This window comes from Streptomyces sp. NPDC102402, from assembly GCF_044765765.1.
In the GTDB taxonomy this organism is placed as follows: Bacteria; Actinomycetota; Actinomycetes; order Streptomycetales; family Streptomycetaceae; genus Streptomyces.
Map to the genome: position 1 here is coordinate 178,284 of NZ_JBIWKR010000004.1, position 24,363 is coordinate 202,646.

A 24,363-nucleotide genomic window follows, 5' to 3' on the forward strand; every position below is an offset into this window, starting at 1 on the left:
TAACCACATGTACGCACCGGAGCGGCAGCAGGAGATCCTCCGCCTCGCAGGCGAGAGCGGACGCGTCGACGTGCTGTCCCTGGCCGAGCGGTTCCAGGTGACCGCGGAGACGGTCCGCCGGGACCTCAAGGCTCTCGACCGGGCAGGCCTCCTCCGCCGGGTGCACGGCGGCGCCATTCCGGCCGGCCGGCTCGGGTTCGAGCCGGACCTGGCGGAGCGCGACACCGTGGCCGCCGACGAGAAGGACCGCATCGCCGCCGCCGCTCTGGGAGAACTGCCCACCGACGGCAACATCATCATCGATGCCGGAACGACGACCGTCAGGCTGGCGGCCGCCGTTCCGATCGACTCGCGCCTGACCGTGGTCACGCACGCGCTGCCGGTCGCAGCACGGCTCTCGGACCATCCCGGGATCGCGCTGCACCTGGTCGGCGGCAGGGTCCGGCACCGCACCCGCGCGGCCGTGGACGCCTGGGCGCTGAGCGCGTACGCCGAGATCAACGCGGATGTCGTCTTCCTCGGCACGAACGGTTTCTCGCCCGAAGGCGGCCTGACCACCCCGGACCTGGCCGAGGCCGCCGTGAAGCGCGCCGTGGTCGCGGCGGCCCGCAGAGTGGTGCTCCTCGCCGACTCGGGCAAGTCCGGTCAGGAGCACTTCGCCCGCTTCGGTGATCTCTCCCAGGTCGACCTGCTGATCACCGATACGGGTCTGAGCCCCGCGGACGCCCGTGCCATCGAGAGCCGGGGCACCGAAGTGGTGCGCGCATGATCCTCACCGTCACGCCCAATCCGAGTCTGGACCGCACGTACGAACTGCCGGGGCTCACACGGGGCGCCGTTCTGCGAGCCACCGGGGACCGCGTCGATCCCGGCGGCAAGGGCGTCAACGTCTCCCGGGCGATCGCCGCCGCCGGGCATCGCACGGTGGCCGTCGCGCCGTTGGGCGGGCCCGAGGGTGACCTGCTGGCCCGGCTCCTCGGGGAGTACGGCATCAAGGCCGCCGGGGTGCCGATCACCGGCAGCACCCGTGTCAACATCACTTTGGTCGAACCCGACGGCACGCTCACCAAGGTCAACGCGGCGGGGCCCGAGATCACCCCGGCCGAGGCCGAGCGACTGCTGGACACCGTCCGGGCACGGTCGGAGGGCGCGGACTGGATCGCCTGCTGCGGGAGCCTGCCGCGCGGACTTCCGCCGCGGTGGTACGCCGAACTGGTCGCCCGCAGTCACCGGGCCGGCGTCCGAATCGCTCTCGACACCTCGGGCGCCGCACTCGTCGCCGCACTGCCCGAGCGGCCCGACGTGATCAAGCCGAACGCTCAGGAGCTGGCGGAAGCCGTGGGCCGCTCCCTCACGACGGTCGGTGACGCGCTCGAGGCGGCGCGGGAACTGTGCGAGCTCGGAGCGCACTCCGTGCTCGCCAGCCTGGGCGCCGTCGGCCAGCTTCTGGTCGAGCCGTCCGGCGCGTACTTCGCCGGCGCCCGGGTGGACGCGGTCCGGAGCGACGTCGGTGCGGGGGACGCCTCTCTGGCGGGGTTCCTGACCGCCGGAGGACAGGGCCGCGACGCCCTGTCGGCAGCTGTGGCCCACGGCGCCGCGGCCGTGCGGCTGCCCGGAAGCGTCATGCCGACGCCCGCCGACCTCGATCCGACGGCGGTGGTCACCACCGCCGACATCCCCCTGGACCTGGCCCTCACGGAGCCGGCCGCATGACCCCCCGCACATCTGTGCAGCCGTACGACGCCCCCGTCCCCCGCGCCGTCGCCCTGACGGTCCACGAGTAAGGAGCCCCGCGTTGAGTGAGCTGATCACCGCGGACCTGGTCGACCTCGATCTGTCCGCCGAGACGAAGAGCGCGGCCGCCCGTGCGCTGGCGGAACGCATGCTCGCGGCGGGCCGGGTCACCGACCTGGAGGGCTTTCTCACCGATGTGGCGGCCCGCGAGGCCCAGATGCCGACCGGTCTGGACGGCGGCATCGGAATCCCGCACTGCCGGAGCGAGCACGTCGCGACGCCGACGCTCGCTTTCGGCCGCAGCACAACGGGCATCGACTTCGGCGCCCCCGACGGGCCCGCGGACCTCGTCTTCCTGATAGCCGCGCCCGCCGGTGCGGACGACGACCACCTGACCATTCTGTCGAGCCTGGCCCGACGGCTCATGGACCCCGGCTTCACCGGCGCACTGCGGGCGGAGGGTGATCCTGCCGCCGCCGCGGCACTGATCCGCGGCGAAGAGGCGCCCGCGCCGGTCGCGGAGACGGAGGCGGAGGCGGAGGCGACGGAGGCGCGGACGGGGGAGCCGTTCCGTATCGTCGCCGTCACCTCCTGCCCGACCGGTATCGCGCACACCTACATGGCCGCCGAGTCCCTGGAGGCGGCCGCGCACGCCCAGGGCGTGGTGCTGCACGTGGAGACACAGGGCTCGGCCGGGTTCGAGCGGCTGGATCCGGCGGTCATCGCCGCCGCGGACGCCGTCATCTGGGCGCATGACGTCGACGTACGGGAGAAGGCCCGGTTCGGCGGCAAACCGGTCGTCGACACCGGGGTGAAGGCCGGGATCAACCGGCCCGCCGAGCTGATCTCCGAAGCCCGGCTCAAGGCCGCGCGAGGAGAGGCCCGCACCATCTCCGACGCGGGCGAGGAAGGGGCCTCCGGTACGGGCGGTGCCGCGGAGACGTCCGGGCACCTCGGTGTGCGGCTGCGGACCTATCTGATGTCCGGCGTCAGCTACATGGTGCCCTTCGTCGCGGCCGGAGGACTGCTCATCGCCCTCTCGTTCGCCATCGGCGGCTACGAGATCGCGAGCGCCGAGTCGGTGGCGGACCACTTCGTCTGGGGCGAGGCGGCCAGCTGGGCCGCTCTGCTGAACCAGATCGGCACCGCCGCTTTCGGCTTCCTCGTACCGGTGCTCGCGGGATACATCGCCTACGGGATGGCGGACCGGCCCGCTCTCGTCCCCGGCTTCGTCGGCGGTGCCATCGCGCTCACCGTCGACGCGGGCTTCCTCGGCGGCCTGGTCGCGGGCCTGCTCGCGGGTGGGGCGGTGATGGCGATCCAGCGGGTCAAGGTGCATCCCACGCTGCGCGGAATCATGCCGGTACTCGTGATCCCCCTGGTCGCGTCGATCGCCGTCGGCTTCCTGATGTTCGTCGTGGTGGGCAAACCCGTCGCCTCGCTCCAGAACGCGCTCACCGACTGGCTGAACGGGCTGTCGGGCTCCAACGCGGTCGTCCTCGGCGTCGTCCTCGGCCTGATGATGTGCTTCGACATGGGCGGGCCCCTGAACAAGGTGGCGTACGCCTTCGCGGTGGGCGGCCTGGCCGATCCGGTGCCCGGCAGCCTCAAGGTCATGGCCGCGGTGATGGCGGCCGGCATGGTGCCGCCGCTGGCGATGGCCCTCGCCACGACCGTACGCCGGGGTCTGTTCACCCGGACCGAGCGGGAGAACGGCCGGGCCGCATGGGTACTGGGCGCCTCGTTCATCACCGAGGGGGCCATTCCGTTCGCCGCGGCTGACCCCCTCCGCGTGATCCCGTCGGTGATGGCCGGCGGAGCGGTCACGGGCGCACTGTCCATGGCCTTCGGCTGCACGCTCCGCGCTCCGCACGGTGGTGTGTTCGTCGTCCCGCTCATCGGCGAGCCGTTCCCCTACCTGCTGGCGATCGCCGCCGGCACCGCGGTCTCCACCATGCTGGTCGTCGCCCTCAAGGGCGTGCGACGCACCCGGGAGTCCACCGCCCCGGCCGAGGACGGCGCCGGCGTGGCCGCGGCCGTCTGATCCCGTCCCCCATCGCAGATCCCCTCCGCCCAGGAGTGAACCCCTGTAGCGGCGCAGCGCTTCCGTCGGCTCCCGCAGCGGACAGCACGCCCTGGCTACCCTTATGTTCCAGGACGTCGAGGCGAAGGAGGAACATGACGGAGACCTGGGAACCGTCGGCCGGCGGTGTGCTGCGGCTGCCCTCGGGGCGGCTGGTCCGCGGCCGCGGTCTGAGGCGGCCGCTGCCCGAGGGCCCCGAGCCCACCTTCGCGGTCCATCTGCTGGGCGGGCCCCCGCCTCCGGTCGTCTGGGAGTCACGGTGGGTTCGCTGGCCCGACTTCCGGCTCCCCGCCGACAACGAGGCGGCGCGCTCCGTGCTGAGGGAGGTGTGGAGCCGAGCCCCGGACGAACGGGTCGAGGTCGCGTGCGGAGGCGGCCGGGGACGGACCGGGACGGCTCTCGCCTGCCTGGCCGTGCTGGACGGGGTCCCGGCGGCGGAGGCGGTCGCCTACGTCCGGCGGAACTACCACCCCAAGGCTGTGGAGACGCCTTGGCAGCGGCGGTACGTGATGCGCTTCGCGGGAATCTGAACGGCTGCTCGCAGGGTCTACTCCACCGGGTGCGGAGCCGGGACCGTGGCTCCGCCGCCGGCGCGTACCGCCTCCACCACGTTCTGGTGGAGGGCCCTGCTCGCTTCCTCGGAGGGGCACGGCACCGGACTGCCTGCCAGGGTGAACCAGTCCGAGGCGCCGCTGAACTGAACGGCCACCTCTGCCTGCTCCTGGGTCCACGTCGTGTGTACGGTCAGATCACCGCTCACGACACCTACTTCTTCGGTGCGCACTCCGCCGGTTCCCGCGAAGACACCGAGGGTGGTCCACGATGCCCAGTTCATGACCGTCGCCTTTCGGACAATGACACGCCTGTCTAGCGGACTGATTACGAGTATGGCACCGCGAACCCTCACTCGCACGGGTGTGTCCGTGAGTATCCGCCCGGTGACTCCGGGACGCGCTCAGGGGTGCATCGACGCGCCCTTGAGGATCTTGTCGACGGCGTTGCGAGGCCCGTACACGGCCAGGCCCACCAGGTCCATCGCGTCCCTGCGCACCGCCCGCACGGCGGCCCTGTTGGCCTCGTCGTGGCCGGTCGAGAAGAGGTCGGACGTGAAGACGGCCAGGGTCGCGCCCCGCCCGACCGCCCTGGTGTGCGCGGTCGTCAGGAGTTCCTTGGACCCGGCGAACACGAGGACGGGCTGCCGGAACATGGGCAGGTACGGGGTGTCGTCGGCGTCGGCGTACGGCTCGCCGATCACCTCGGGCACCTGCGTCCCGAGACCACTGACCAGGAAGGCGGTGACGTTGAGGCGCTGCCAGGTCTCGAGGTCGTCGCGGAGGAGCACAGCGATCTTGGTGTCGAAGCGTACGGGTGCGTTGGTTTCGTCGGTCATGTCCAGGAGCCTGCCGGGTGCCACCGCGGGACGTCTTGTACGAAGTTTGCACGCCGCGGCGTGCCAGGGACGCTCTTGTACGATTCCCCCATGGGAGCGAGGCCGGACATCACCGCGTGGCGTCCGCGCGTAGAGGGGATCGACGAGGTCTTCCACGCGCACTTCGCCGACCACGCGTACCCGATGCACACGCACGACGCGTGGACGCTGCTCATCGTCGACGAGGGAACGGTCCGCTACGACCTGGACCGTCACGAGCACGGGGCACCCAGCTCGGTGGTGACGCTGCTGCCTCCGCACGTCCCGCACAACGGCGGTGCGGCGTCTCCTGGGGGGTTCCGCAAGCGGGTCCTGTACCTGAACACCACCCAGATCGACGTGGGCCTCGTCGGACGCGCGGTGGACCGGCCGGTGCTCAGGGATCCGCGGTTGCGCCAACGGATCCACCAGCTTCACCTCACGCTCCGGCACCCCGGGGACGAACTGGAGGCGCAGAGCCGTCTCGCGCTCGTCTCCGAACGCCTCTCAGGACATCTGCGCGACGAGCAGGTGGCCACGCGGGTGCCCGACCGCAGGGTCGCGCACGCTCTCCGGGATCTGCTGGACGAGCACTTCGTGGAGGGGCTGCCGCTCCGCGCCGCTGCGGAGCGGCTGCACACCCATCACACGCACCTGGTGCGGGCCTTCGGCCGCGAGTTCGGCATGGCTCCGCACCAGTACCTGACGGGACGCCGCGTGGATCTGGCCCGCCGCCTGCTGCTCGGAGGAATGCGCGCGCCGGAGGTCGCGGCCTCGGCCGGCTTCTACGACCAGTCCCACTTCTCCCGGCACTTCAAGCGCGTGGTCGGCACGAGTCCGGGACACTACGCGCGGGCCGGAGCCCCGGTGTCCTGACGGCGCTCCAGCACTCCGCGCACGAAGGCCGCCTGACCCGCGTGCTGCAGGTCGTCGGCGATGACGCTGATGAGCCGCACGCCCAGGGTCACCGGAGGCGACCAGGAATCGTCCACGACACGGTCGAGGGCCCGGCCGTCGAGTCCCCGGACGAAGTCGAGGGTCCGGCCGCTCACGGCGTCGAAGTAGCCGAGGAGCAGGTCGGCCGAGGTCACTCGCACCGAGCCCACCTCCGCGCTGCTGTGGCCGTATCCGGTCGAGCCCTCCTCGAGGGGCAGTTCGAAGCGGGCGGCCCAGTCCTGGGCGAACCAGAGCTGCTCGGTCCCGGCCGCGTCGGCGATGTGGTCGTCCTGGACGCGCGTGAGGTGCCACACGAGCCAGGCGAGGGAATTGGCGTCGTCGTCGAGCCGGGCGTTGAGATCCTCCGGTGGGAGACCGTCGACCGCGGCGTGCACCGCTTCGTGGATTCGCTCGAACGCGTCGGCCAGAATGCCTGCACTGTTCATGGGCCCACCTTGGCCGGTGCGCCGACGGGGTCCGGGCTTCGACACGCGGCCGTCACGGTCGCACGGTGTGCAGCCACTTCGTGAGCAGGGCGTTGACCTCCTCGGGACGTTCCTGCTGGATCCAGTGGCCGCACCCGTCGAGGATGTGCGAGGAGACCAGGCCCGGGAGGGTCGTGCTGTGGGCCGCGATGGCGTCGGCCATCCAGGTGGTGGAGGAGTCGAGCGCACCGCCGATGAAGAGCGCGGGGCAGGCGAGGCGGGCTCCGTCCCAGGCGGCCAGGTCCTCCCAGTCGCGGTCGACGTTCCGGTAGCGGCCGAGGGCCCCGGTCAGGCCGGTCCGCTCGAATTCGGCGCTGAGGAGGTCGAGTTCGCGCTCGGTGAGCCAGGAAGGCAGCGCGCCACGGGTGAATCGGTCGCGCATGGCCGCTCCGGCCGGCACGGAGAAGGGGCTGGCGGTGCCCGGAGGCGGCATCGTGTCGCCGGACAGCGAGGTGTAGAAGCCTCCGAGCCACCCACGCACGTCGGGTTCGATCTCGGCCTCGGCACGGCCGGGCTGCTGGAAGTAGCTGACGTAGAACTCCTCGCTCCCCCCGATGCGTGCGAAGCCGTCCGTGGGCCGGACATCGTTCCAGGGGGCGTAGGGGACACTGAGCAGGGCCGCGGCCGTGAACATGTCCGGCCTCAGGAGCGCGCTGTCGGCGGCGATGGACGAGCCCCAGTCGTGGCCGACGACGGTCGCGGTCTCCTCACCGAGGGCGTGCACCACGCCGACGTTGTCGGAGACGTGGGCCGTCATCCGGTAAGCCTCCACGGGGCCCGGTACCGAGGAGCGTCCGTACCCGCGGACATCGATCGCCACAGCGCGGAAGCCCGCCGCGGCGACGGCGGAGAGCTGGTGGCGCCAGGAGTACGACGTCTCGGGGAAGCCGTGGATCATGAGGACGAGGGGGCCTGTCCCCTGCTCCAGGAGGTGGATCCTGCCGCCGGGGACGTCCACCGTGCGGTGGACCGCCCCCGGGACGGTGGTGGAGGGCTCGACGGCGGAAGCGGGCTTCGGCATGGGTCTCCTCGTATCGCCGGGGCTGGTCTGCGTGACCATGCTCCAGCGAGGCCGAGGCTCTGGACAAGGGAACTTGCCGTTACGGCAAAACCGGCGGCGCCGCACTCGGGCGAGCGGACGCGGGTGTTCGGCGGCGGGTGGCTGAGGGGTCAGCCCGGCGGATCGGTGTAGCGGACGGTGACCTTCTCGAATCCGAGGGACCCCAGGAGCCCCTGGAGCATGGACGTGGTGTTCTTCTCCGCCCGCTTCGTCAGGCCGCTCTCCTCGGCCGCCTCTCCGATGTGCTTGGCCGCGAGCTTGTTGACCGCCTGCTCGCTGCCGGGATTGTCGGAGAAGAAGTCGCCGAGCCGGTCGAGGAAGCCGCGCTGCTTGGACACGGCGTAGGAGCGGTCGGGATCCAGGGCGGGCTTGCCCAGCACCGCGTGGGGCAGCACGATCTCGGCCGTGGTGCGGTCCTCGTTGACGGTCACCCCGTCCGCACCGACCTTGCCGAGGTCGACGGAGGCACCGACCGTGCCCGCGCCGACGTACAGCGTCCGGGTGCCGCGGATGGCGTCAGGGAGGTACTTGGCATCCTTCTCCAGATCGACGACGACCTGGAAGTTGCCGGAGGCGGCCTCGTAGGCGCTCATGTCCTGGATGGACTTGAGCACCGCGGGGCCTGAGCGGTCCGTGGTCTCCTCCTCGAAGAGGCTGCCGAACCCCGGCAGCAGGCTGAGCCGGGAGCCCAGGAACAGCAGGACCAGCGCCGCCGCGCACACCCCGGCGAACGGCAGGCATCCTCGCATGCGGCCGCGGCGTCGCGGCGAGCCGCCCTGACCCGGATCCCCGGTGCTGTCTGTCCTTACGTCAGTGGACGTCATACCTTCCGTGTGACCCGGTCCGGCGGTTTCACTCCGCCGGAGCGCCGATTACGCCAGATCCTGTACGGGCGGCGGCCTTCGGGCCGTGCCGGCCGTCTGCGGCCCCTCCGTCCGTCCGGCCGGTCGAGGCCCGCGCACGACAGCGACACGTTCCGGCCGCCGGCTGGTAGCCGGCGGCCGGAACACCCAGGCACTGCCGTCACTCACTCCAGGAGGTCTGCGTACGCCCCCAGAGCCAGTGCGACGTCGGTCTGCGCCCAGAACCGGTGATAGGTGAAGACCGGAGCGGCACCGCCGTCCAGATACGCCTGCACCTTCGGCCAGTTCGGGTCGTCCTTGTAGAACGACCGGATGGAGAGGAACGTCGAGTCGTTGTCGACGGTGTCCCCGTTGGGCATCGCGCCCGTCCAGCCGCTCGGGACGTACACCGGGTCGTCGAACCGGTTGTAGTCAGCACGGGTCTCCGGAACCGCGATCCCCGCGTCGTCCTGGTAGTGGCTCCACATGCCGTCGAGCAGCCCCTCGGCCGTGGCCTTCGCCTCGGCGTCACCGGACTTGGCGGCGTAGTAGGTCAGCGTCCTGGCGTAGGCGCCGGCCACCCCGACGTCGTTGGTGTAGTCGGCGACGGTGACGTGGAGTCCGGAGTTCGCGCCGGGACTCGACGCGTTCCAGGTGTCGGGTGCGCCCGACCACTTGAGGGTGGACGGCATGAGGTAGGTGCCGTCCGGGTTGATGGTCGTCTCGGACAGGGCCCAGTCGACCCACTTGTCGAGTACGGCCTTCGCCTGGGCGTCGCCCGACTCGTGGTAGTACTCGGCGACACGCTCCATGGACCACGCCTGGAAGCCGAACCACTGGTTGGACGGGGGGTCGTGGTAGACCGGCTTCTCGTCGTAGTACATGCCGTAGAAGGTGGGTGTTCCCGCCGGCGGCTGGGCGTAGCTGCCCTTCCAGCTGTTGGTCGCACCGCCCGCGATGGCGCCCTCGTCGGACTGGAGCCACTGGTAGAAGTCCATCTGCCGGTCCAGGCTCTTGGCCCAGTCCTGCTGTCCCGTGGCCGACTTGGGCTTCAGGTCGGCGACCGAGCTCAGCGCGTAGGCGGCCATGGGGTTCTGGTATCCGCCGTGGGCATGACTGGATCCGATGCGCCAGGACCAGCCGGCCGAGGTGTCGGTCGCGCCGCCCCAGGCGTAGTACCAGGACATCAGGTAGTGCGCGCTGTCCTTGCCGCTGCCGGCGGGGCAGGTGGTCGGGCCGACGCAGTTCCCGACCTTCTTGAAGTACTTGTCGAACATGGAGTAGCGGAGGTAGTCGCCCATCTTCGCCGCCTTGCCGACGGTCGCGGAGACCTCGCCGGACTTGCCCTGCTCCTTCGACCAGACGTCCGCCCAGTAGGCGGCCTGCACGGCACGCGCGTCCGCGTCCGGGGCGTTGGTGAACTTCCACTGCTTGGCGTAGGAGGCGTCCCCGGTGAACAGGTCCAGGTAGCCGTTGTCACCGCCGTAGGTGAAGTTGTCGCAGGTGGGGTGGGTGACGGTCTCCCAGACCGACTCCTGCGAACCGCGCTGGAAGGTGTTGATGTAGGACGGGCCGGTGCTGGTGGGTCCGGCCGAGCACTTCCCGGGGGAGTTGCCGTAGCCGTAGACGTTGTCGACGTCCTGGATCCAGTGCATCCCGTAGATGTCGTCCGTGCCGTAGGCGCTCTTCAGCTCGGAGGCGATCGGGTCGGATCCGGACGTCGCCGACCCGTCGAGCACCGCCGGGTACTCGTTCGGCGTGTCGTGCTCCGGCGCGTAGGTGGCGGGCTTCGAGGCGTTGTAGAAGGAGTTCGTGGGCTGGTCGGCGTGAGTGGGGATCATGTACTTCTCCATGGTCGCCCACGCACCGTTGAACTTCGCCCAGTCCCCGGTGATCTTCCCGTACATCGCCTGGAGCCAGATCAGGTAGCTGTACGCCTCAGACGTCGTCTCGTGTCCTTGGTCAGGGGCTTCGACGATCAGCGTCTCGACGGAGTGGTAGGGGATGCCCTCCGGGGAGAAGTAGCCGTTCGCCGGGTCGGTGATCTTCCCGTACAGGTCGAGGAAGCGGGCGTCGTAGTCCTTCGCCTCCGCGAGCTGGGTGACGGTGACCTCGGCCTTGCTGTGCCCGGGTGCCGTCACGGTGAAGGTCGCGGCGCCCGTTCCCGAACCGTCCGCCGAGACGGTCACCTTCTGGGGGGTGGACCAGTTCGACGAGGTGAAGGAGAGGCTCGCGCCGCCGGTGACGCTCAGACCGGAGTTGCCGGCGCTCCGCGCCACCGAGACGGTGACCCGCGAGGTCGGGGCGGTCGAGAGGGAGACGTCGAACGTGCCCGACTTGCCCTGCTGGACGCCTAGTTGGGCAGGTGTGGCCACGACGGCCGGACCCGCGACGACCGTGATGCCCGCGGGGGTCGACTCCGCCGAGGCGCCGAGGCTGTCGTACGCCCGGGCGTACACCGAGTGGGCGCCGGCGGCGAGACCCGCGGCGCTGTAGGTGTACGGGGACGTGGTGTCGGTGCCGAGCAGTTTGGTGTCGTCGTAGAACTCGACCTTGCTGATCCCCGCCCCGTCGGCGGCCGCCGCGGTCGCGGCCAGGGGTACGGGGTCCCCGGCGGAGAAGACGGCGCCCGCCGCCGGGCTGGTGAGGACGGTGATGGGCGGCTGGTGGGCGCCCACGCAGGCCGTGCCGTTGACGGCGAAGGCGGTCGGCGCGGTGTTGGTGCCGCTGTAGGAGAACTGCGCGCCCGTCGTGACGGCGGCCCCGGCGGCGACGGCGCCGTTCCATGCCGCGTTCTTGACGGTGACGGTCCTGCCCGACTGGGACCAGGTGCCGTTCCAGCCGTTGGTCAGCTTCTGGTTGCCGGCGTAGTCGTAGGTCAGGGTCCAGCCGTCGATCGCGGCGGTGCTCCTGTTGGTGACGGTGAGCTCGGTGCTGAAACCCGAACCCCAGTCATTGGCCTTGTAGTCGACGCTGCATTGGACTGCGGCGGCCCTGGCCGGCGTGCCCGCGGCGGCGGTCATGCCCAGAGGCAGGGCCAGAGCCGCCACCGACGCTGTCCACAACCGGCGGCTTCCGGGTCCGGTTCTGCCTTGTCTTCCTGGTAACCAGGTTCTTCGTGCGCGTCCCGTTGGCATGCGCAGTACCTCCTCGCGGCTCGGCGACATGGGGGGTGTGCGGGGTTGAGCACAGGCCTTGAACCAGTGGGAGCGCTCCCAGCATGGGGATGAGGAAAATGGGAGTCAAGAGACCTGAAGAGTCGAATTATTTCGATACCAAGAGATGAGAACCGGTGTGTTGACCGACACAACTTGACGCTCTAACGTCAAACCAACCAGTGGGAGCGGTTCCACAGTCGACGTGCCGTAGGGGGCACGCCCGATCTGCGAGGAGTCGCTCATGCACCACCCGCGCATCCGTACCACCTGTTCGGACTGCTCGCCGGAACAGTGCTCCACACATGCCCGCGGTGCTGCCGCGGACATGGCAACGTCTTCCGGATACGCCCTCGTACGCACCGTGGAGGACAGCGCCGCGCATCCGCGGGGCGGTGGCTTCCGGAGGGCGGGTTCCGCAGCCGGTTACTGACCGGTCGAACACGCGGTGAGTGCGGGCTCCGCCGGCTGCTTCCCGGCCTCCCCCGCGGGATCACCCCCGCGCCCGGTGCGTCCGGGCCCGACAGCGCATCCAGCACGACGGATCCGGCCGGTTCCACCGGTCCTGGTGGTCCCCCGTCCCCGTAAGCGGGCGCCCGATCCGGGTGTTCGGAGAACCGAGATCATCGAGCGCGCCTTCGCGCAGGCGAGAGTGGCTCGGTCCCAGGAGCTCATGAAGAGCGCCTACCGGGCGCTCCAGGGGCTTCGGTCCGGATCAGGCGGGATCCGGGAACGGGGTCCGGCACGTGCGGCCGGAAGGCGACTGACGACGACGCCTCAGACACGCGTGACGGACCCCGCGACAGGACCTGACGAAGTACTACTGGACTCCGCTCCGTCGGGCTCCGGGCGCTCCCCCGCCCGGTTCCTCCCGACGACCGCGCCACCTGTCGACGAGAGCGCGTCCGCGAGGCACCGGCGCGGACGCGCTCCGGCGCGCGGCGGGTTCCTCGGCCTTCCGGCCGAGCTTCGCCCTCACCTGGGACCTCGACGAGGCAGCGGGCTTCGCCTTCGTGCCGGACTTCGTCCTGGTGCCGGACCTGGCTTTCATGCCGGACTTCACCTTGCTCGCGAACCCCGGCCCCGCGGCCGGCTTCGTCTTGCTCCTGGAGCCCGGCTCCGCCCGGTCCGGAGTCCGGGGCGCGGGCTTCGCCTCCTTCGCCGGAGCCGGCTCGTCGGAGAGGGCGTGGAACCGGTGGCTCACGCGCCGGCCCACGACCAGGTAACCGAGCAGCGCACCGGACGTATTGAGGATCACGTCATCGATGTCGAACGCCCGTCCCGCGACGAGCGCGCCCTGAATGAGCTCGACGACCGCCATGACCAGCACGGTCAGCAGGGCCATCCGGAGCATCCGGAGACGGCGCGGCACCAGGATCGGCAGCAGCACGCCGAACGGCGCGCCGAGCAGGAGATTTCCGCCCGCCTGCTTGCACGCCGCGAGGAAGGTGTAGTCCTCGGCGTACTGCCGCAGGGACCTCCCCGGCTTCATATTGGACGTGACGATGTCCTCCGACGCGGGTGACGGCGTGAGCGTCACCTTCGCCAGGACCACGGAGAACGCCACAAGCGCCAGGAATGCCGCGACCAGAACTGCCGCTCGCAGCAGAAAACGTCCTGTACTTCTACTTCGTGCACTACGATCCGCCTCTGCTGTCATGGCGGAACGGATGCCCCCAACCTCGGCCGCCACACCCCGGGCGGGGTGCGACCATGTGCGCATGAGCGCACAGACGAAGGACGAACTGCTGGCGGAGGCCGTACGGCTGCGTGAACTGGGCCATCCGGAACAGGCCAGGGAGCGCCTCCTCTCCCTCACCGCCGCGTTCCCGGACGCGCCCGACGTCGCCTATCAGACCGCCTGGGTCCACGATGTGCTCGGCCTGGAGGCCGAGGCCGTGCCGTACTACGAGCGCTGCCTCCAGGGGGACGGGCTCAGCGAGCCGGACCGGCGTGGGGCGCTCCTGGGGCTCGGCAGTACCTACCGGGTCCTGGGCAGATTCGGTCAGGCTGTCGAGACGCTCCGGCGAGGCGTCTCGGAGTTCCCGGACGACGGGGCCCTGCGCACCTTCCTGTCCATGGCCCTGTTCAACACGGGCGAGCACCACGAGGCCATGCAGCTCCTGCTGCGCCTGGTGGCGGCGACGAGCGACAGTCCGGGGGTACAGGCGTACCGGCCCGCCATCGAGCACTACGCGGGGGACCTCACGCAGACCGCGTGAGGGCGGGCGGTGCGAGCGCACCCTGGGCGGTGGGGACTCACGGGCGTCTGCCGGACAGCTCATCGGCAGCCGCTCCGGAAAGGGGGAAGCCCCGGCCGGATCGGGGGAATCCAGCCGGGGCGGCTTTTGGCGCGGAGGTGAAAGGCGGATCGCTTCCCGCGGCTCCCGCCGCTCACTCCCACGTATAGATGAACGATAAACCATCGTCCACCGTTCCCGTGAATCGACCCCCGGCCGTGTGATCCACACCACGATCACGCAGGTCGGGAGCCGCATCGACGGCGGGACGTCAAGAAACTCGGCCGGTCAGCGGGCCTCGCGGAACACGACGTGCCGCCCTGCGGCCGGGTCGAACTTACGCAGCTCCAGCCGGTCGGGATCATTGCGCCGGCTCTTCCTCGTCACATAGGTGTGGCCGGTTCCGGCCGTCGACCGGAGCAGGACGACGGGCCTGGTCTCACTGCGCGCCATGGGGACTCCAGACAGGATTCCGACCCCGCTCCCCGACTGGGAATGGGTGTCGTTTTCGTTTCTGGTTCGCACAACGCACGGAGGTACGCCACCATTCCCGCCTCGAACCTCAGGAGCACGACGCCCACCCCTTCTTCCGAACGGGCGCTCGACAGACACGCACCCTCACACCGAACACCCGGTCGATCCTGGTGACGAAAGGGGCCGCGTCCGTGTCACTTCGGGTCGGCGCGCGGCTCCGCATATGCCCAGATCCGGGGCGGTGCGAGTCGCACGGGCCGCACGCGCGGGGCGTACACCTGGCAGCCCACGCCGGGCGACTTGCGTCAACTCCCCATCACACGCAAGGGTGTTCGGCAGACCCTCACGTCACCCCGCCGATGGCATATGCCAGGAGCAAGCACGTGCCGAGTGTTGCCAAACCCCTTACGGGGCCCCACAGCTTGTGCCACAGTCGTGTTCGGTCCACCCCCACGAACCGGCCGTACCGCCTGTATCGGAGTACCAGATGCCGTCCCATCTGTTTGCGGACCGCCCCGCCCCACAACCACCCGAGCGGGATGCCGTCGATGCGCTGATCAACCGGACGCGGCTCCTGCGTGGCGATGTGGACGCGGTGCGGCGGGACACCTCCGTCACCGACGACGACGATCCCCAGCTGCGGTGGCAGCGCGCGCTCTGCGAGCTCGCCGTCCATCAGCTCGACGACCTCGGCGAACACCTGGGACAGCTGCGGGACGGAATCCCCGGCCCCACGGCCGGCGGGCCCACGACTGAAGCGTCTCCCCGGACGCCGTCCGAGGTGTCGGCCGGCTCGCTCCTCAGCAGGGTGGGCAGCGCGGAGTGGAATCTGCTCACCGACGAGGTCAGCTGGTCCGACGAGCTGTATCAGATCTTCGGCAGGGAGCCTGGGGCGGGAGCTCTCTCCCTCGACGAACTGCCGTCCGTCCTCCTGGCGGAGGACCAGCCCCTCCTGACGTCCATGGTGACCTCCTGCCTGGTGGACAGCCGGCCGATAGACGGCGAGTTCAGGATCCTGCTGCCCGACGGCACCATGCGGACACTGCACATGACAGGCGAGCCCGTCCTCGACTCCGACGGCTGCACCGCCTCCATGTGGGCGGTGCTGCGCGATGTCAGCCGGCTACGGCGCAGCCAGCACATGGTGGGCAGGACACAGGACACGCTACGGCGCCAGGAGCACATGGCCCGGGCCGAGCACCGGATCGCGGTGGAACTCCAGGAGGCCGTGCTCCCGCCGTGGCGCGGCTCGTTGCCGATACCCGGCCGGAGGGCGCGCGGCCTGGACGTCGCCGCCCACTACCTGCCCTCTGGATCGAGCGACCTCATCGGCGGCGACTGGTACGACGCGCTGCCGCTCCCCGACGGAAAGACCCTGCTGACCGTCGGTGACCTCACCGGCCACGGGATCCCCGCGACCTCCGCCATGGCCATGCTGCTCGGCGCGTTGCGGGGCATGGCCATGGCGGGGGTGGCCCCGGGGCAGGTGATGGGTCACCTGAACCAGCTGATCGAATGCTCGGCGCAGCCTGCCCTGGGAAGTGCCGTGTGCTGCCGATTCGATCCGGCGACCGGCATGCTCGCCTGGGCACAGGCGGGTCACCCCGCGCCGCTGCTGTTCCGCAACGGTGTGGGGTGTCATCTGCCCGCGCCCGACGGGGTGCTGCTCGGTGCGGCATCCGGAGTGACCTACGAGCAGGACGAGGTGCAGCTGAGGCCCGGCGACGTGCTCGTCCTGCACACCGACGGGCTGACACGGCAGAGCGACCACGTCCCCGGAGCTGACACGCTTCTGGAGCTGGCGCCCCGGTTCGCGCAGGCCCGCACGGCACAGGACTGCGTACGGATCGTGGTCGAGGAGCTGGGATCAGCCGAACGGTTCGACGACGCGTGCCTGCTGGTGGCCCGCGTCGAAGCCTGAGGGAGAGCCTCGCCGTCCCGAAGGGACAGGAGAGCGGTTCTTCAGGGAGTTCAGGACGGTCCCCGTGCCTGTGAACGCGCACCGGCGTAGGTGACCCGTCCACCGACGGACACAGATCGACCCGCCCGCGGCGACGTCTGTCCCGGGTCAGGTCTGGGAGCCCTTGCCCTTCTTGTCGAAGGCGCCTGGAGGCAGGGCGAGTTCGATCTCCTCCCGCAGGTCCTCGATCTTGGCGTAGCCGGCGAACTGTCCGGTGAGCCGGTACATCTCCCGCAGCCGGTCCCACGTGCGGTGCGAGGAGGTCTCCCCCATCGACACCAGGGCGAGACGTGCGTACCGGTCGGCCTGCTCCGGATCGTCGGCGATGAAGCACGCCGAGGCGAGCGAGATGTAGTCGAAGATCTTGGATCGCTGGCGGCCGTTTATCCGCAGGTCGAGAGCCTGCTTGGCATGTCGCTGAGCGGTCGGGGCCGCGGACGGGTCGTGTTCGGCCAGCGTACGGAAGGCCAGCGCCTGCATCCCGTGCATGTCCGCCTCGTCGAACAGCTGCATCCAGCTCGGCGACGGCACATCGCCCTTGTCCGAGACGAAGAGCTCCTCGGCCTCGCCGAGGGTGCGCCGCATCGCCTGCCCGCGGCCCATCGACGCCTGCGCCCAGGCCTCGATCGTGTGCAGCATCGCCCGCGTACGCGGCAGGGTCTCCTCCCCCGACCCGGACTTGGCGAGCTTCATCAGGTCCAGGGCGTCGTCCGGCCGGCCCAGGTGGACCATCTGGCGGGCAGCCCTGGAGAGCGCCTCACCCGCACGTGGACGGTCGCCGCCCTCGCGCGCCGCGTGCGCCGCGATGACGAAGTACTTCTGGGCGGTGGGCTCGAGGCCGACGTCGTGGGACATCCACCCGGCGAGAACCGCGAGGTTCGCCGCGACGCCCCAGAGGCGGCGCTGCAGGTGCTCGGGGTGGTGGTAGGCGAGCATGCCGCCCACTTCGTTGAGCTGGCCCACGACGGCCTTGCGCTGGAGTCCGCCGCCTCTGGAGGCGTCCCAGGCCCGGAACACCTCGACCGAGCGCTCGAGCGCCTCGATCTCCTCGGAACCGATGGGGGCGGCCTCGTACAGGTCGAAGCCGGCGTTGTCGGCGTACATGGGGTCGTTGAGGCGCGAGGCCCGGGCCGCCGGAGCGGGCTCGGAGTGAAGCCAGTCGTGCATGGCGCCGGTGAGGGCTGAGCCGGCGGCGAGCGCCGCGCCCGCACCCACCAAGCCGCGTCGGTTGAGCATGAGGTCCATTCCCGTGAATTCGGTGAGGACCGCTGCCGTCCGTTCGGGCGCCCACGGCATTCCGTCGGGACTCTCTTCCGTCCCGGCTTTTCGCCGCTTCCCCACACGCCCGCGCCGGCCGAACCCGAGGTCCTCGATGGTCACGACACGGCCGAGCCGCTCGGTGAACAGAGCTGCCAGCACTTCGGGAACGGGATCGCGGGGGGACTCCCCCATGTCGATCCAGCGCCTCACCCGCGAGGTGTCGGTGGCCAGTTGGAGGTGGCCCATGGCCGCCGCCTGTCTGTTCACCATTCTCGCGAGTTCACCCTTGGACCAGCCGGCGAGGCCGAACAGGTCGGAAAGGCGGGTGTTGGGTTCTCCGGTCACGTCAAGCCCCCAGGTTCTCGGCTGACTTGACCCTAGCCCCCTGGCGGATGCCCGGCGAATATTCGCCAGGGTTCGCCAGGGGTCGCTAGATGTTGTGCCACCCGCAGTCCGGTGTCAGGTAGGAATGCGCCACCCCGCCCGGCAGCCCTAGGTACTCCCCAGGGTGCCGACCGGCCGCCGGCCGGGGCGGCGCACGCAACTTGTCGGCGCACGAAGGGATCTGTCTCGCCCATGTACACAGCATCGTCCTCCGTGTCCGCCCCGCCCCGGCCGCTTCGTCCTTCGGGGGCGGGCGGCGGGCCGTATCTCGCCCCCCGCGCCGCGTCTCCTGCGTCCGCGACGGGCCGGACCCGGCGGGCGGCGGGGCCGGGCTCCCAACCCCTCAGCGGACGGCTCGACCTGTCCGGCGCCCAGGGAGCGCAGCTCCGGATGGCCATCGCCTCCGTGCACCGCATCTGCCCGGAGTTCAACCCCGTCCAGGTGCTGCGCCGCAGCGGCCGCTCGGTGCTCATCGTGGGGACCACCGGCCGGGTGACCGCGGTGGCCAAGTGCTTACTCGACCACTCCCCCGCGTGGACGGAGCGGTTCCGGCACGAAATAGCTGCATACCGCGCCTTCGTCAGGCACCGCCCGCCGGTCCGGGTCCCGCGGCTCATCGCCGCCGACCCGGAGAACTGCACCCTGGTGATCGAGCGGATGCCCGGCCGAGTCGCGGCGCTGACGAGGCATCCGGCGGAGGCCCCGCCCCGCGCGGATCTGCGGGCCGTTCTCGGAGCGGTCAGCCGGGTCAACGCCTGGCGGCCGCCGGCCGGTCTCTTCGACGCGCCCCTGGACTACGCCGCACGCATCGCCCGCTATCACGAGTTGGGCCTGTTCACCGATCGTGACCTGGGTGATCTGCAGAAGCTGCTGCACGGTCTGGCACATGCGGGCGGCCGGCAGGGCATGGGCCAGTTCTGCCACGGAGACGCCCTCCTCTCGAACATCCTGCTGCCGCCCACCGGCCCTGTGCTGGTCGACTGGGAGCACGCCGGCTGGTACCTGCCGGGATACGACCTGGCGACACTGTGGGCCGTGCTCGGTGACGCACCTGCGTCGCGGCGCCAGATCAGCCAGCTCGCGCAGGCGGCGGGAGCCGCTGCCCGTGATGCCTTCCTGGTCAACCTCATGATCGTGCTGACCCGGGAGATCCGTACGTACGAGACGGCCGTGCAGCGCGCCATGCGTGAAGGTGCCCCCGCCGGGGGCGGCCAGGCGCGGCAGGGCGTGCTCTCCTCGGGCGAGGAGCAGCGTCTGCTGCTGCGCAGGCTGCACGACGACTGCGCGATGGCCCGGCGGGCCGTCCGCGCCGCGGTGGGCACACGCTGACCACGCCGGGCCGACCGGCCTGACCGACGGGGGAACGCGCTGCGGGGCCGGTGCCGACACATGGGTCCCGCAGCGCGCGTTCACGGTCTCGGCTCAGGAGCCGGCCCGCACCACATCGACGTCGGACGCCTTCACGAAGCCGATCCGATGGCCGATCTGGACCGTCACGTACTCCTGGGATCCCCTGAAGTACGTGTGGTCGTACGGCTTCGACGCGTCGATCGTCGGCGCGTAGTAGTAGCCGGTGGGTGCCTCGCCTCCGCCGGGAAAGGCCTGCCCCGCCTTGATGGTGTAGACGAGCGGGCTGCCCACGGTCGGCTTGACGAAGTCCGAGGGGTACTCCTCCTTCTCCGGGTAGGCGACGCCGTACACCGGCACCTCGGCCTTGCCGGCCTTCGGGCGCACGATCCGGCCGGAGGTGGGAGTGATGACCCGGGTCCCTGCGGGGGTCCGGAACCACGCCTTCTGCCCGTACCACCAGATCGCCGTCCAGCCCGGTGCCCTGTCGGCGACGACGGCCTGCTGGCTCGCACTGATCTTGCTGCCCCAGTCCGCGGCGCAGTTGGTCCCCGGTGAGCCGTCCGGATGCAGGCCCGGGTCGGAGAAGAGCGGCGTGTCTTCGGACGGTCCGGTGTGCAGCGGGACCGCGCTGCTGCCCTGCCGGGGCAGGTCGACGCTCTTCTCGCAGTCGCGGAACTCCTGCTTGTTCTTGGTGAAGTCCGCGCTGACGGTGACCAGTTCACTGCTCCTGGGAGCGCTGGGCACGGTCGGCCGGCCGAGCAGCGCCATGAAGCGGTTCCAGTCCCAGTAGGGGCCGGGGTCCCAGTGCATGTTCTGTGTCCCGGCCGCGCTGGTGGGCGGCACTCCGTCGTGGCCGAGGATGTGCTGCCGGTCGAGCGGGATGTCGTACTTCGCTGCCAGGTGCCGCACGAGTCTGGCGGTCGAGCGGTACATCTCGGGGGTGTACCACTGGGCGCCCTCGGCCGCGACGCCCTCCTGCTCGATGCCGATGGAGTGGGTGTTGAGGTACCAGTTGCCGGCCTGCCAGGCGACGTCCTTGTTCTTCACCATCTGCGTGACGTGGCCGTCCGACGAGCGCACCACGTAGTGGGCGGAGGTCTGGTTGGCGGGGTTCTGGAAGATCTTCAGTGTGGTGTCGTAGTCGACCTCGGTGTCGTGGAGGACGATGAACCTGACGGCGTTGCTCTCGGGCCGGTTCGCCGTGTCGTAGTTTCCGTAGGTGTCCTTGTCCGCCGGGTCGCCGGTCTGCTGGTAGGCCGCGGGGACCCAGTCGCAGGACAGGCCGCGCGGGCATTCCGGTCGTACGGTGTCCGCACCGGCGGCCGCCGGCGAGAGGAGCGCCACGCTCAGCACCCCCGTCGTGGTCAGTGCGAGCGCGAGTCTGATCCTCTTCTTCGACGTCATGACAACCCTTCTTGGGCCGGGGTGGCAGATGCGCCCGGGGGCGCCTCCCCGCATTGAATCGGTCGGCGCACACTCTGTGGCGGGAGGTGTCGGCGAGTCAAGAGTGCAGTGTGCACGTACACCTGAGCTTGTGTGACTATTCCGAGCTGTGCGTGCCCCGGATGGCCGAAGGGTAGCTCTGACGCCGACAGGACCGGTCCGCGTGGACCGCCCGGAGTTCTCGGAAAGGCCGGACGCACATGGCACAGCCCTTCTCACTGCCGGACTTCTACGTGCCGTACCCGGCGCGTCTCAACCCTCATCTGGAGGCGGCCCGGAGCCATACCCGGGAGTGGGCGCGCGGGATGGGGATGGTGGAGGGCTCCGGTATCTGGGAGGCGGAGGACCTCGAGTCCCACGACTACGCGCTGCTCTGCGCGTACACCCATCCCGACTGCTCGGCCGAGGCGCTGTCCCTGGTCACCGACTGGTATGTGTGGGTCTTCTTCTTCGACGACCATTTCCTGGAGCTGTTCAAACGCACTCCGGACCGTGACGGCGGGAAGAGTTACCTCGACCGGCTGCCCGCCTTCATGCCGATGGACCGGGGCGCGGTGATCCCGGAGCCGACGAATCCGGTGGAGGCGGGGCTGGCCGATCTCTGGGCGAGGACCGTGCCGTCCATGTCCGACGCCTGGCGGGCCCGGTTCGCCGAGGCGACCGAGAATCTGCTGAACGAATCCCTGTGGGAGCTCGCGAACATCAACGAGGGGCGCATCGCCAATCCCGTCGAGTACATCGAGATGCGCCGCAAGGTGGGCGGAGCGCCCTGGTCCGCGGGCCTGGTGGAGTACGCGGCGAACGCGGAGGTTCCCGAGGCGGTGGCGGATTCGCGCGCGCTGCGGGTGCTGCGGGACGCCTTCTCCGACGGCGTGCATCTGCGCAACGACCTGTTCTCGTACCAGCGCGAGGTCGAGGACGAGGGTGAGAACAGCAACGGTGTGCTGGTCCTGGAGAGGTTCCTGCACTGCTCGACCCAGGAGGCGGCCGAGGCGGTGAACGATCTGCTGACTTCGCGCCTGCAGCAGTTCGAGAACACCGTCCTCACCGAACTCGGGCCGCTGTGTGCGGAGAAGGGGCTGACCCCCGACGAGACGGTCGCGGTCCTGGCGTACGTCAAGGGGCTTCAGGACTGGCAGTCAGGCGGCCACGAGTGGCACATGCGCTCCAGTCGTTACATGAACGGCGGCGGCGCGGGCGAGAGCGTGCCCGGCTTCGGCATGGCCGCCGCGTCGATCCGGCTCACTCCGCGCTCCGAGTCGTTCCGGCAGCGCAGCCACACCCATGTCCCGTACCGGCGCGTCGGCCCTTCGCTGCTGCCCGACTTCGACATGCCGTTCAGTACGACGCTGAGTCCGTATCTGGACGGCGCCCGGCTGAGGATCGTGGACTGGTCGCGCCGGATGGGGCTGCTGGAGGCGCAGCCGGGTGTGCCGGGTTCGCACATCTGGGACGAGGAGCGGCTCCTCGCCACCGATCTGCCGCTCTGCGCGGCGGGACTGCACCCTGACGCCACCGCGGACGAGCTCGACCTGTCCTCGGGGTGGCTGACCTGGGGCACGTACGGCGACGACTGGTTCCCGGTGGTGCACGGCCGGACCCGGGACCTGGCCGGGGCCAGGCAGGCGAACGAGCGGCTGTCGCTGTTCATGCCGCTGGACGGATCGTCCGTACCCGATCCCGTCAACGCCCTGGAGCGGGGTCTGGCCGACCTCTGGCGCCGGACTGCGGGGCCGATGGACGAGGCCGCGCGCCGTACGTTCCGGGAGGCGGTGGAGTCGATGACGGCGAGCTGGCTGTGGGAGCTGGCGAACCAGGCCCAGAACCGGATTCCCGACCCGGTGGACTACATGGAGATGCGCCGGGCCACGTTCGGTTCGGACCTGACGATGAGCCTGTGCCGGCTGGGTCACGGCAGGAAGGTGCCGGACGCGGTCTACCGCAGCGGCCCCATGCGCTCGCTGGAGAACGCGGCGGCGGACTACGCCTGCCTGCTGAACGACCTGTTCTCGTACCAGAAGGAGATCGAGTACGAGGGCGAGGTGCACAACGGCGTCCTGGTCGTGCAGAACTTCTTCGGGGTGGACTATCCGACGGGGGTGGCGATCGTGGACGACCTGATGAATTCGCGGATGCGCCAGTTCCAGCATGTAGCCGAGCAGGAACTGCCGGTTCTGTACGACGACTTCGGTCTGGACGCGGAGGCGAGGGACGTCCTCGCCGGGTATGTGCTGGAGCTCCAGCACTGGATGGCGGGCATCCTGATCTGGCACCGGGACTGCAGGCGCTACCGCGAGCAGGATCTGCGCCGGGGTACCGGAACCCCGTGGCACATCAGCGGCCCCACGGGGTTCGGGACGTCGGCAGCGCGGGTGACACAGTTGCTGACCGCGCAGGGACGTTTCAGCCCTGCTGGAACAGCTCCGCGGGAAGTGGCTTCAGCAGGGCGTACAGGTCATCGGTGATCGGCCGGTCCCAGCTGGCGATGGTGACGAGGACGCCGTCGCTCCGGTCGAACTGGACACAGGAGATCCGGCTCTCGGAGAGCTTGATGCGGCGCACGATCAGCAGGCTGTCGCCCTGCATGACGGGCACGTCCTCGGAACCGGTCACCTCGACCGGCTCGTCGTTCTCGAGCGCGAGGAGCAGCTGGGCGACCTCGAAGGGAACCTGGCCCTCCTCGGTCTCGCGGGCCGGTGAACCCTCCGGCAGATTGCCGATGATCATCGCTGGGCCGCGGCCGCCGAACAGGTCGTAGCGCAGGAAGACGCCCTGACAGCTCCCGTCGGGGGCGGGCAGCAGACCGGCGCCGAGGTTGCCGGGCCAGTCCCCCGGATCCATGGCCAGGACGTCGAAGTCCGGGCCCGCGGGTGTGGCGGCGCTACGGCGGCGGAGGAAGGACATGGGGCCATGTTACGTGTCCCGGCTCACGTTGCGGAGCCGGGCACTCCTGGGGCCTCTCGTTCGGATCACGCCGGCCTCGCATCCCCGCCACCGCACCCCGGTCCGGCCTGATCCAGACGAAGGACCCTAGCCGGACTCGGCGGCCAGCGCTTCGAGGACCCGTACCGCGTCGGCGGCCCGCTCCCACGGGACGAACAGGTGGTCGTGGTGGAATCCGGCGACGACGTTGCAGCTGATCCCCGCGTCGGTGAGGGCCAGGGCGACAGCCGCTGTCAGCCCGACGGCGTCCAGCGCGGAGTGGACACGGAGCGTGATCCAGCCGGCGGTGAAGTGGTGCGCGAGCCCTGCCTCCACTGCCTGCGCTTCGGAGACGACGAGGGTCAGCCCCTCCCGCTCGGCGACGGTGGCCACCGGGGTGACCCCGGTGGGCACCTCGCCGCCGGGCAGGGTCGCGTAGACGTAGCGGCCGGGGTGCAGCTCCGGACGCATGCTCCGCAGCAGTGTTCGAAGATCCCGCTCACCTGTCATGAGGGTCACGCTACGGCGGCCGGCACCCGCGCGCACAGGCGGTCGGCACCCGCGGTCGCGGCGGTGTGGGCGGGAATGCCGCAATCCGCCGCTCGGGCGCCTCGGCCCCCGGCGGAA

General features: G+C 70.4%; 21 protein-coding genes. 9 read left to right on the forward strand and 12 right to left on the reverse strand.

Features of this window, described 5'->3' with window-relative positions:
- The first annotated feature begins 7 nt into the window (after positions 1-7).
- The 4 genes from ACIRJR_RS14595 to ACIRJR_RS14610 all read left to right on the forward strand — a co-directional run bounded on the left by ACIRJR_RS14595 (position 8) and on the right by ACIRJR_RS14610 (position 4,347).
- A complete protein-coding gene (locus ACIRJR_RS14595; protein ID WP_403780320.1) occupies positions 8-769 on the forward strand; it encodes a DeoR/GlpR family DNA-binding transcription regulator in 762 nt (253 codons plus the stop codon).
- Positions 766-1,713 carry a 1-phosphofructokinase gene (gene pfkB, locus ACIRJR_RS14600; RefSeq protein ID WP_403779177.1) on the forward strand — a complete coding sequence of 316 codons (948 nt, stop codon included), beginning with the start codon at positions 766-768 and terminating at the stop codon, positions 1,711-1,713. Before ACIRJR_RS14595 ends, pfkB begins: the two co-directional genes overlap by 4 nt.
- Positions 1,714-1,795: 82 nt before the next feature.
- Entirely contained in the window at positions 1,796-3,778 is a 1,983-nt protein-coding gene (locus ACIRJR_RS14605; protein ID WP_403779180.1) for a fructose-specific PTS transporter subunit EIIC, read from the forward strand.
- A gap of 134 nt (positions 3,779-3,912) precedes the next feature.
- A complete protein-coding gene (locus tag ACIRJR_RS14610) occupies positions 3,913-4,347 on the forward strand; it encodes a protein-tyrosine phosphatase family protein (RefSeq protein ID WP_403779183.1) in 435 nt (144 codons plus the stop codon).
- A gap of 17 nt (positions 4,348-4,364) precedes the next feature.
- On the opposite strand, the gene ACIRJR_RS14615 is transcribed toward ACIRJR_RS14610, so the two are convergent.
- Both ACIRJR_RS14615 and ACIRJR_RS14620 read right to left on the reverse strand, forming a co-directional pair.
- Positions 4,365-4,652 carry a hypothetical protein gene (locus ACIRJR_RS14615; protein WP_403779186.1) on the reverse strand — a complete coding sequence of 96 codons (288 nt, stop codon included), beginning with the start codon at positions 4,650-4,652 and terminating at the stop codon, positions 4,365-4,367.
- A 120-nt stretch (positions 4,653-4,772) separates the two neighbouring features.
- Positions 4,773-5,207, reverse strand: a complete 435-nt coding sequence (locus ACIRJR_RS14620; protein ID WP_403779189.1) for a DUF2000 family protein — start codon at positions 5,205-5,207, stop codon at positions 4,773-4,775.
- Positions 5,208-5,297: 90 nt separating this feature from the next.
- Here ACIRJR_RS14620 and ACIRJR_RS14625 point away from each other — a divergent pair, with 90 nt between their 5' ends.
- Positions 5,298-6,101 carry a helix-turn-helix domain-containing protein gene (locus tag ACIRJR_RS14625; protein WP_403779192.1) on the forward strand — a complete coding sequence of 268 codons (804 nt, stop codon included), beginning with the start codon at positions 5,298-5,300 and terminating at the stop codon, positions 6,099-6,101.
- Here ACIRJR_RS14625 and ACIRJR_RS14630 read toward each other — a convergent pair.
- The 5 genes from ACIRJR_RS14630 to ACIRJR_RS14650 all read right to left on the reverse strand — a co-directional run bounded on the left by ACIRJR_RS14630 (position 6,071) and on the right by ACIRJR_RS14650 (position 13,363).
- Positions 6,071-6,607, reverse strand: a complete 537-nt coding sequence (locus ACIRJR_RS14630; RefSeq protein WP_403779195.1) for a DUF664 domain-containing protein — start codon at positions 6,605-6,607, stop codon at positions 6,071-6,073. The genes ACIRJR_RS14625 and ACIRJR_RS14630 overlap by 31 nt on opposite strands.
- A gap of 52 nt (positions 6,608-6,659) precedes the next feature.
- The gene (locus tag ACIRJR_RS14635; protein ID WP_403779198.1) at positions 6,660-7,667 is read right to left on the reverse strand and encodes an alpha/beta fold hydrolase; all 1,008 of its coding nucleotides are present in this window, start codon (positions 7,665-7,667) and stop codon (positions 6,660-6,662) included.
- Between the two features lie 149 nt (positions 7,668-7,816).
- Complete coding sequence (locus ACIRJR_RS14640; protein ID WP_403779201.1) at positions 7,817-8,530, reverse strand: DUF4230 domain-containing protein; 714 nt, start codon at positions 8,528-8,530, stop codon at positions 7,817-7,819.
- 203 nt (positions 8,531-8,733) lie between these two features.
- Complete coding sequence (locus tag ACIRJR_RS14645; RefSeq protein WP_403779204.1) at positions 8,734-11,571, reverse strand: glycoside hydrolase family 48 protein; 2,838 nt, start codon at positions 11,569-11,571, stop codon at positions 8,734-8,736.
- Positions 11,572-12,523: 952 nt separating this feature from the next.
- Complete coding sequence (locus tag ACIRJR_RS14650) at positions 12,524-13,363, reverse strand: VanZ family protein (RefSeq protein WP_403779206.1); 840 nt, start codon at positions 13,361-13,363, stop codon at positions 12,524-12,526.
- A gap of 61 nt (positions 13,364-13,424) precedes the next feature.
- Here ACIRJR_RS14650 and ACIRJR_RS14655 point away from each other — a divergent pair, with 61 nt between their 5' ends.
- A complete protein-coding gene (locus tag ACIRJR_RS14655; protein WP_403779209.1) occupies positions 13,425-13,925 on the forward strand; it encodes a tetratricopeptide repeat protein in 501 nt (166 codons plus the stop codon).
- Positions 13,926-14,231: 306 nt separating this feature from the next.
- Here the strand turns inward: ACIRJR_RS14655 and rpmG are convergent, their stop codons facing one another.
- Positions 14,232-14,396, reverse strand: coding sequence for a 50S ribosomal protein L33 (rpmG, locus tag ACIRJR_RS14660; protein ID WP_103515106.1), 165 nt, complete (start codon positions 14,394-14,396; stop codon positions 14,232-14,234).
- Positions 14,397-14,904: 508 nt separating this feature from the next.
- Here rpmG and ACIRJR_RS14665 point away from each other — a divergent pair.
- On the forward strand, positions 14,905-16,338 hold the full coding sequence (locus ACIRJR_RS14665) for a PP2C family protein-serine/threonine phosphatase (protein ID WP_403779212.1): 1,434 nt from the start codon (positions 14,905-14,907) through the stop codon (positions 16,336-16,338).
- A 147-nt stretch (positions 16,339-16,485) separates the two neighbouring features.
- Here the strand turns inward: ACIRJR_RS14665 and ACIRJR_RS14670 are convergent, their stop codons facing one another.
- The gene (locus tag ACIRJR_RS14670; RefSeq protein WP_403779215.1) at positions 16,486-17,982 is read right to left on the reverse strand and encodes a hypothetical protein; all 1,497 of its coding nucleotides are present in this window, start codon (positions 17,980-17,982) and stop codon (positions 16,486-16,488) included.
- Between the two features lie 231 nt (positions 17,983-18,213).
- On the opposite strand from ACIRJR_RS14670, the gene ACIRJR_RS14675 reads away from it, so the two are divergent.
- Positions 18,214-19,350: an aminoglycoside phosphotransferase family protein gene (locus ACIRJR_RS14675; RefSeq protein ID WP_403779218.1), complete on the forward strand. Its 1,137-nt coding sequence runs from the start codon at positions 18,214-18,216 to the stop codon at positions 19,348-19,350.
- 93 nt (positions 19,351-19,443) lie between these two features.
- Here ACIRJR_RS14675 and ACIRJR_RS14680 read toward each other — a convergent pair whose 3' ends face one another.
- The gene (locus ACIRJR_RS14680; RefSeq protein ID WP_403779221.1) at positions 19,444-20,775 is read right to left on the reverse strand and encodes an N-acetylmuramoyl-L-alanine amidase; all 1,332 of its coding nucleotides are present in this window, start codon (positions 20,773-20,775) and stop codon (positions 19,444-19,446) included.
- A 239-nt stretch (positions 20,776-21,014) separates the two neighbouring features.
- Here ACIRJR_RS14680 and ACIRJR_RS14685 point away from each other — a divergent pair, with 239 nt between their 5' ends.
- On the forward strand, positions 21,015-23,279 hold the full coding sequence (locus ACIRJR_RS14685) for a germacradienol/geosmin synthase (protein ID WP_403779224.1): 2,265 nt from the start codon (positions 21,015-21,017) through the stop codon (positions 23,277-23,279).
- Here ACIRJR_RS14685 and ACIRJR_RS14690 read toward each other — a convergent pair.
- Positions 23,218-23,718, reverse strand: coding sequence for a hypothetical protein (locus tag ACIRJR_RS14690; RefSeq protein WP_203184308.1), 501 nt, complete (start codon positions 23,716-23,718; stop codon positions 23,218-23,220). The genes ACIRJR_RS14685 and ACIRJR_RS14690 overlap by 62 nt on opposite strands.
- Before the next feature lie 126 nt (positions 23,719-23,844).
- A complete protein-coding gene (locus tag ACIRJR_RS14695; protein WP_403779228.1) occupies positions 23,845-24,246 on the reverse strand; it encodes an ACT domain-containing protein in 402 nt (133 codons plus the stop codon).
- Between the last annotated feature and the right edge of the window lie 117 nt (positions 24,247-24,363).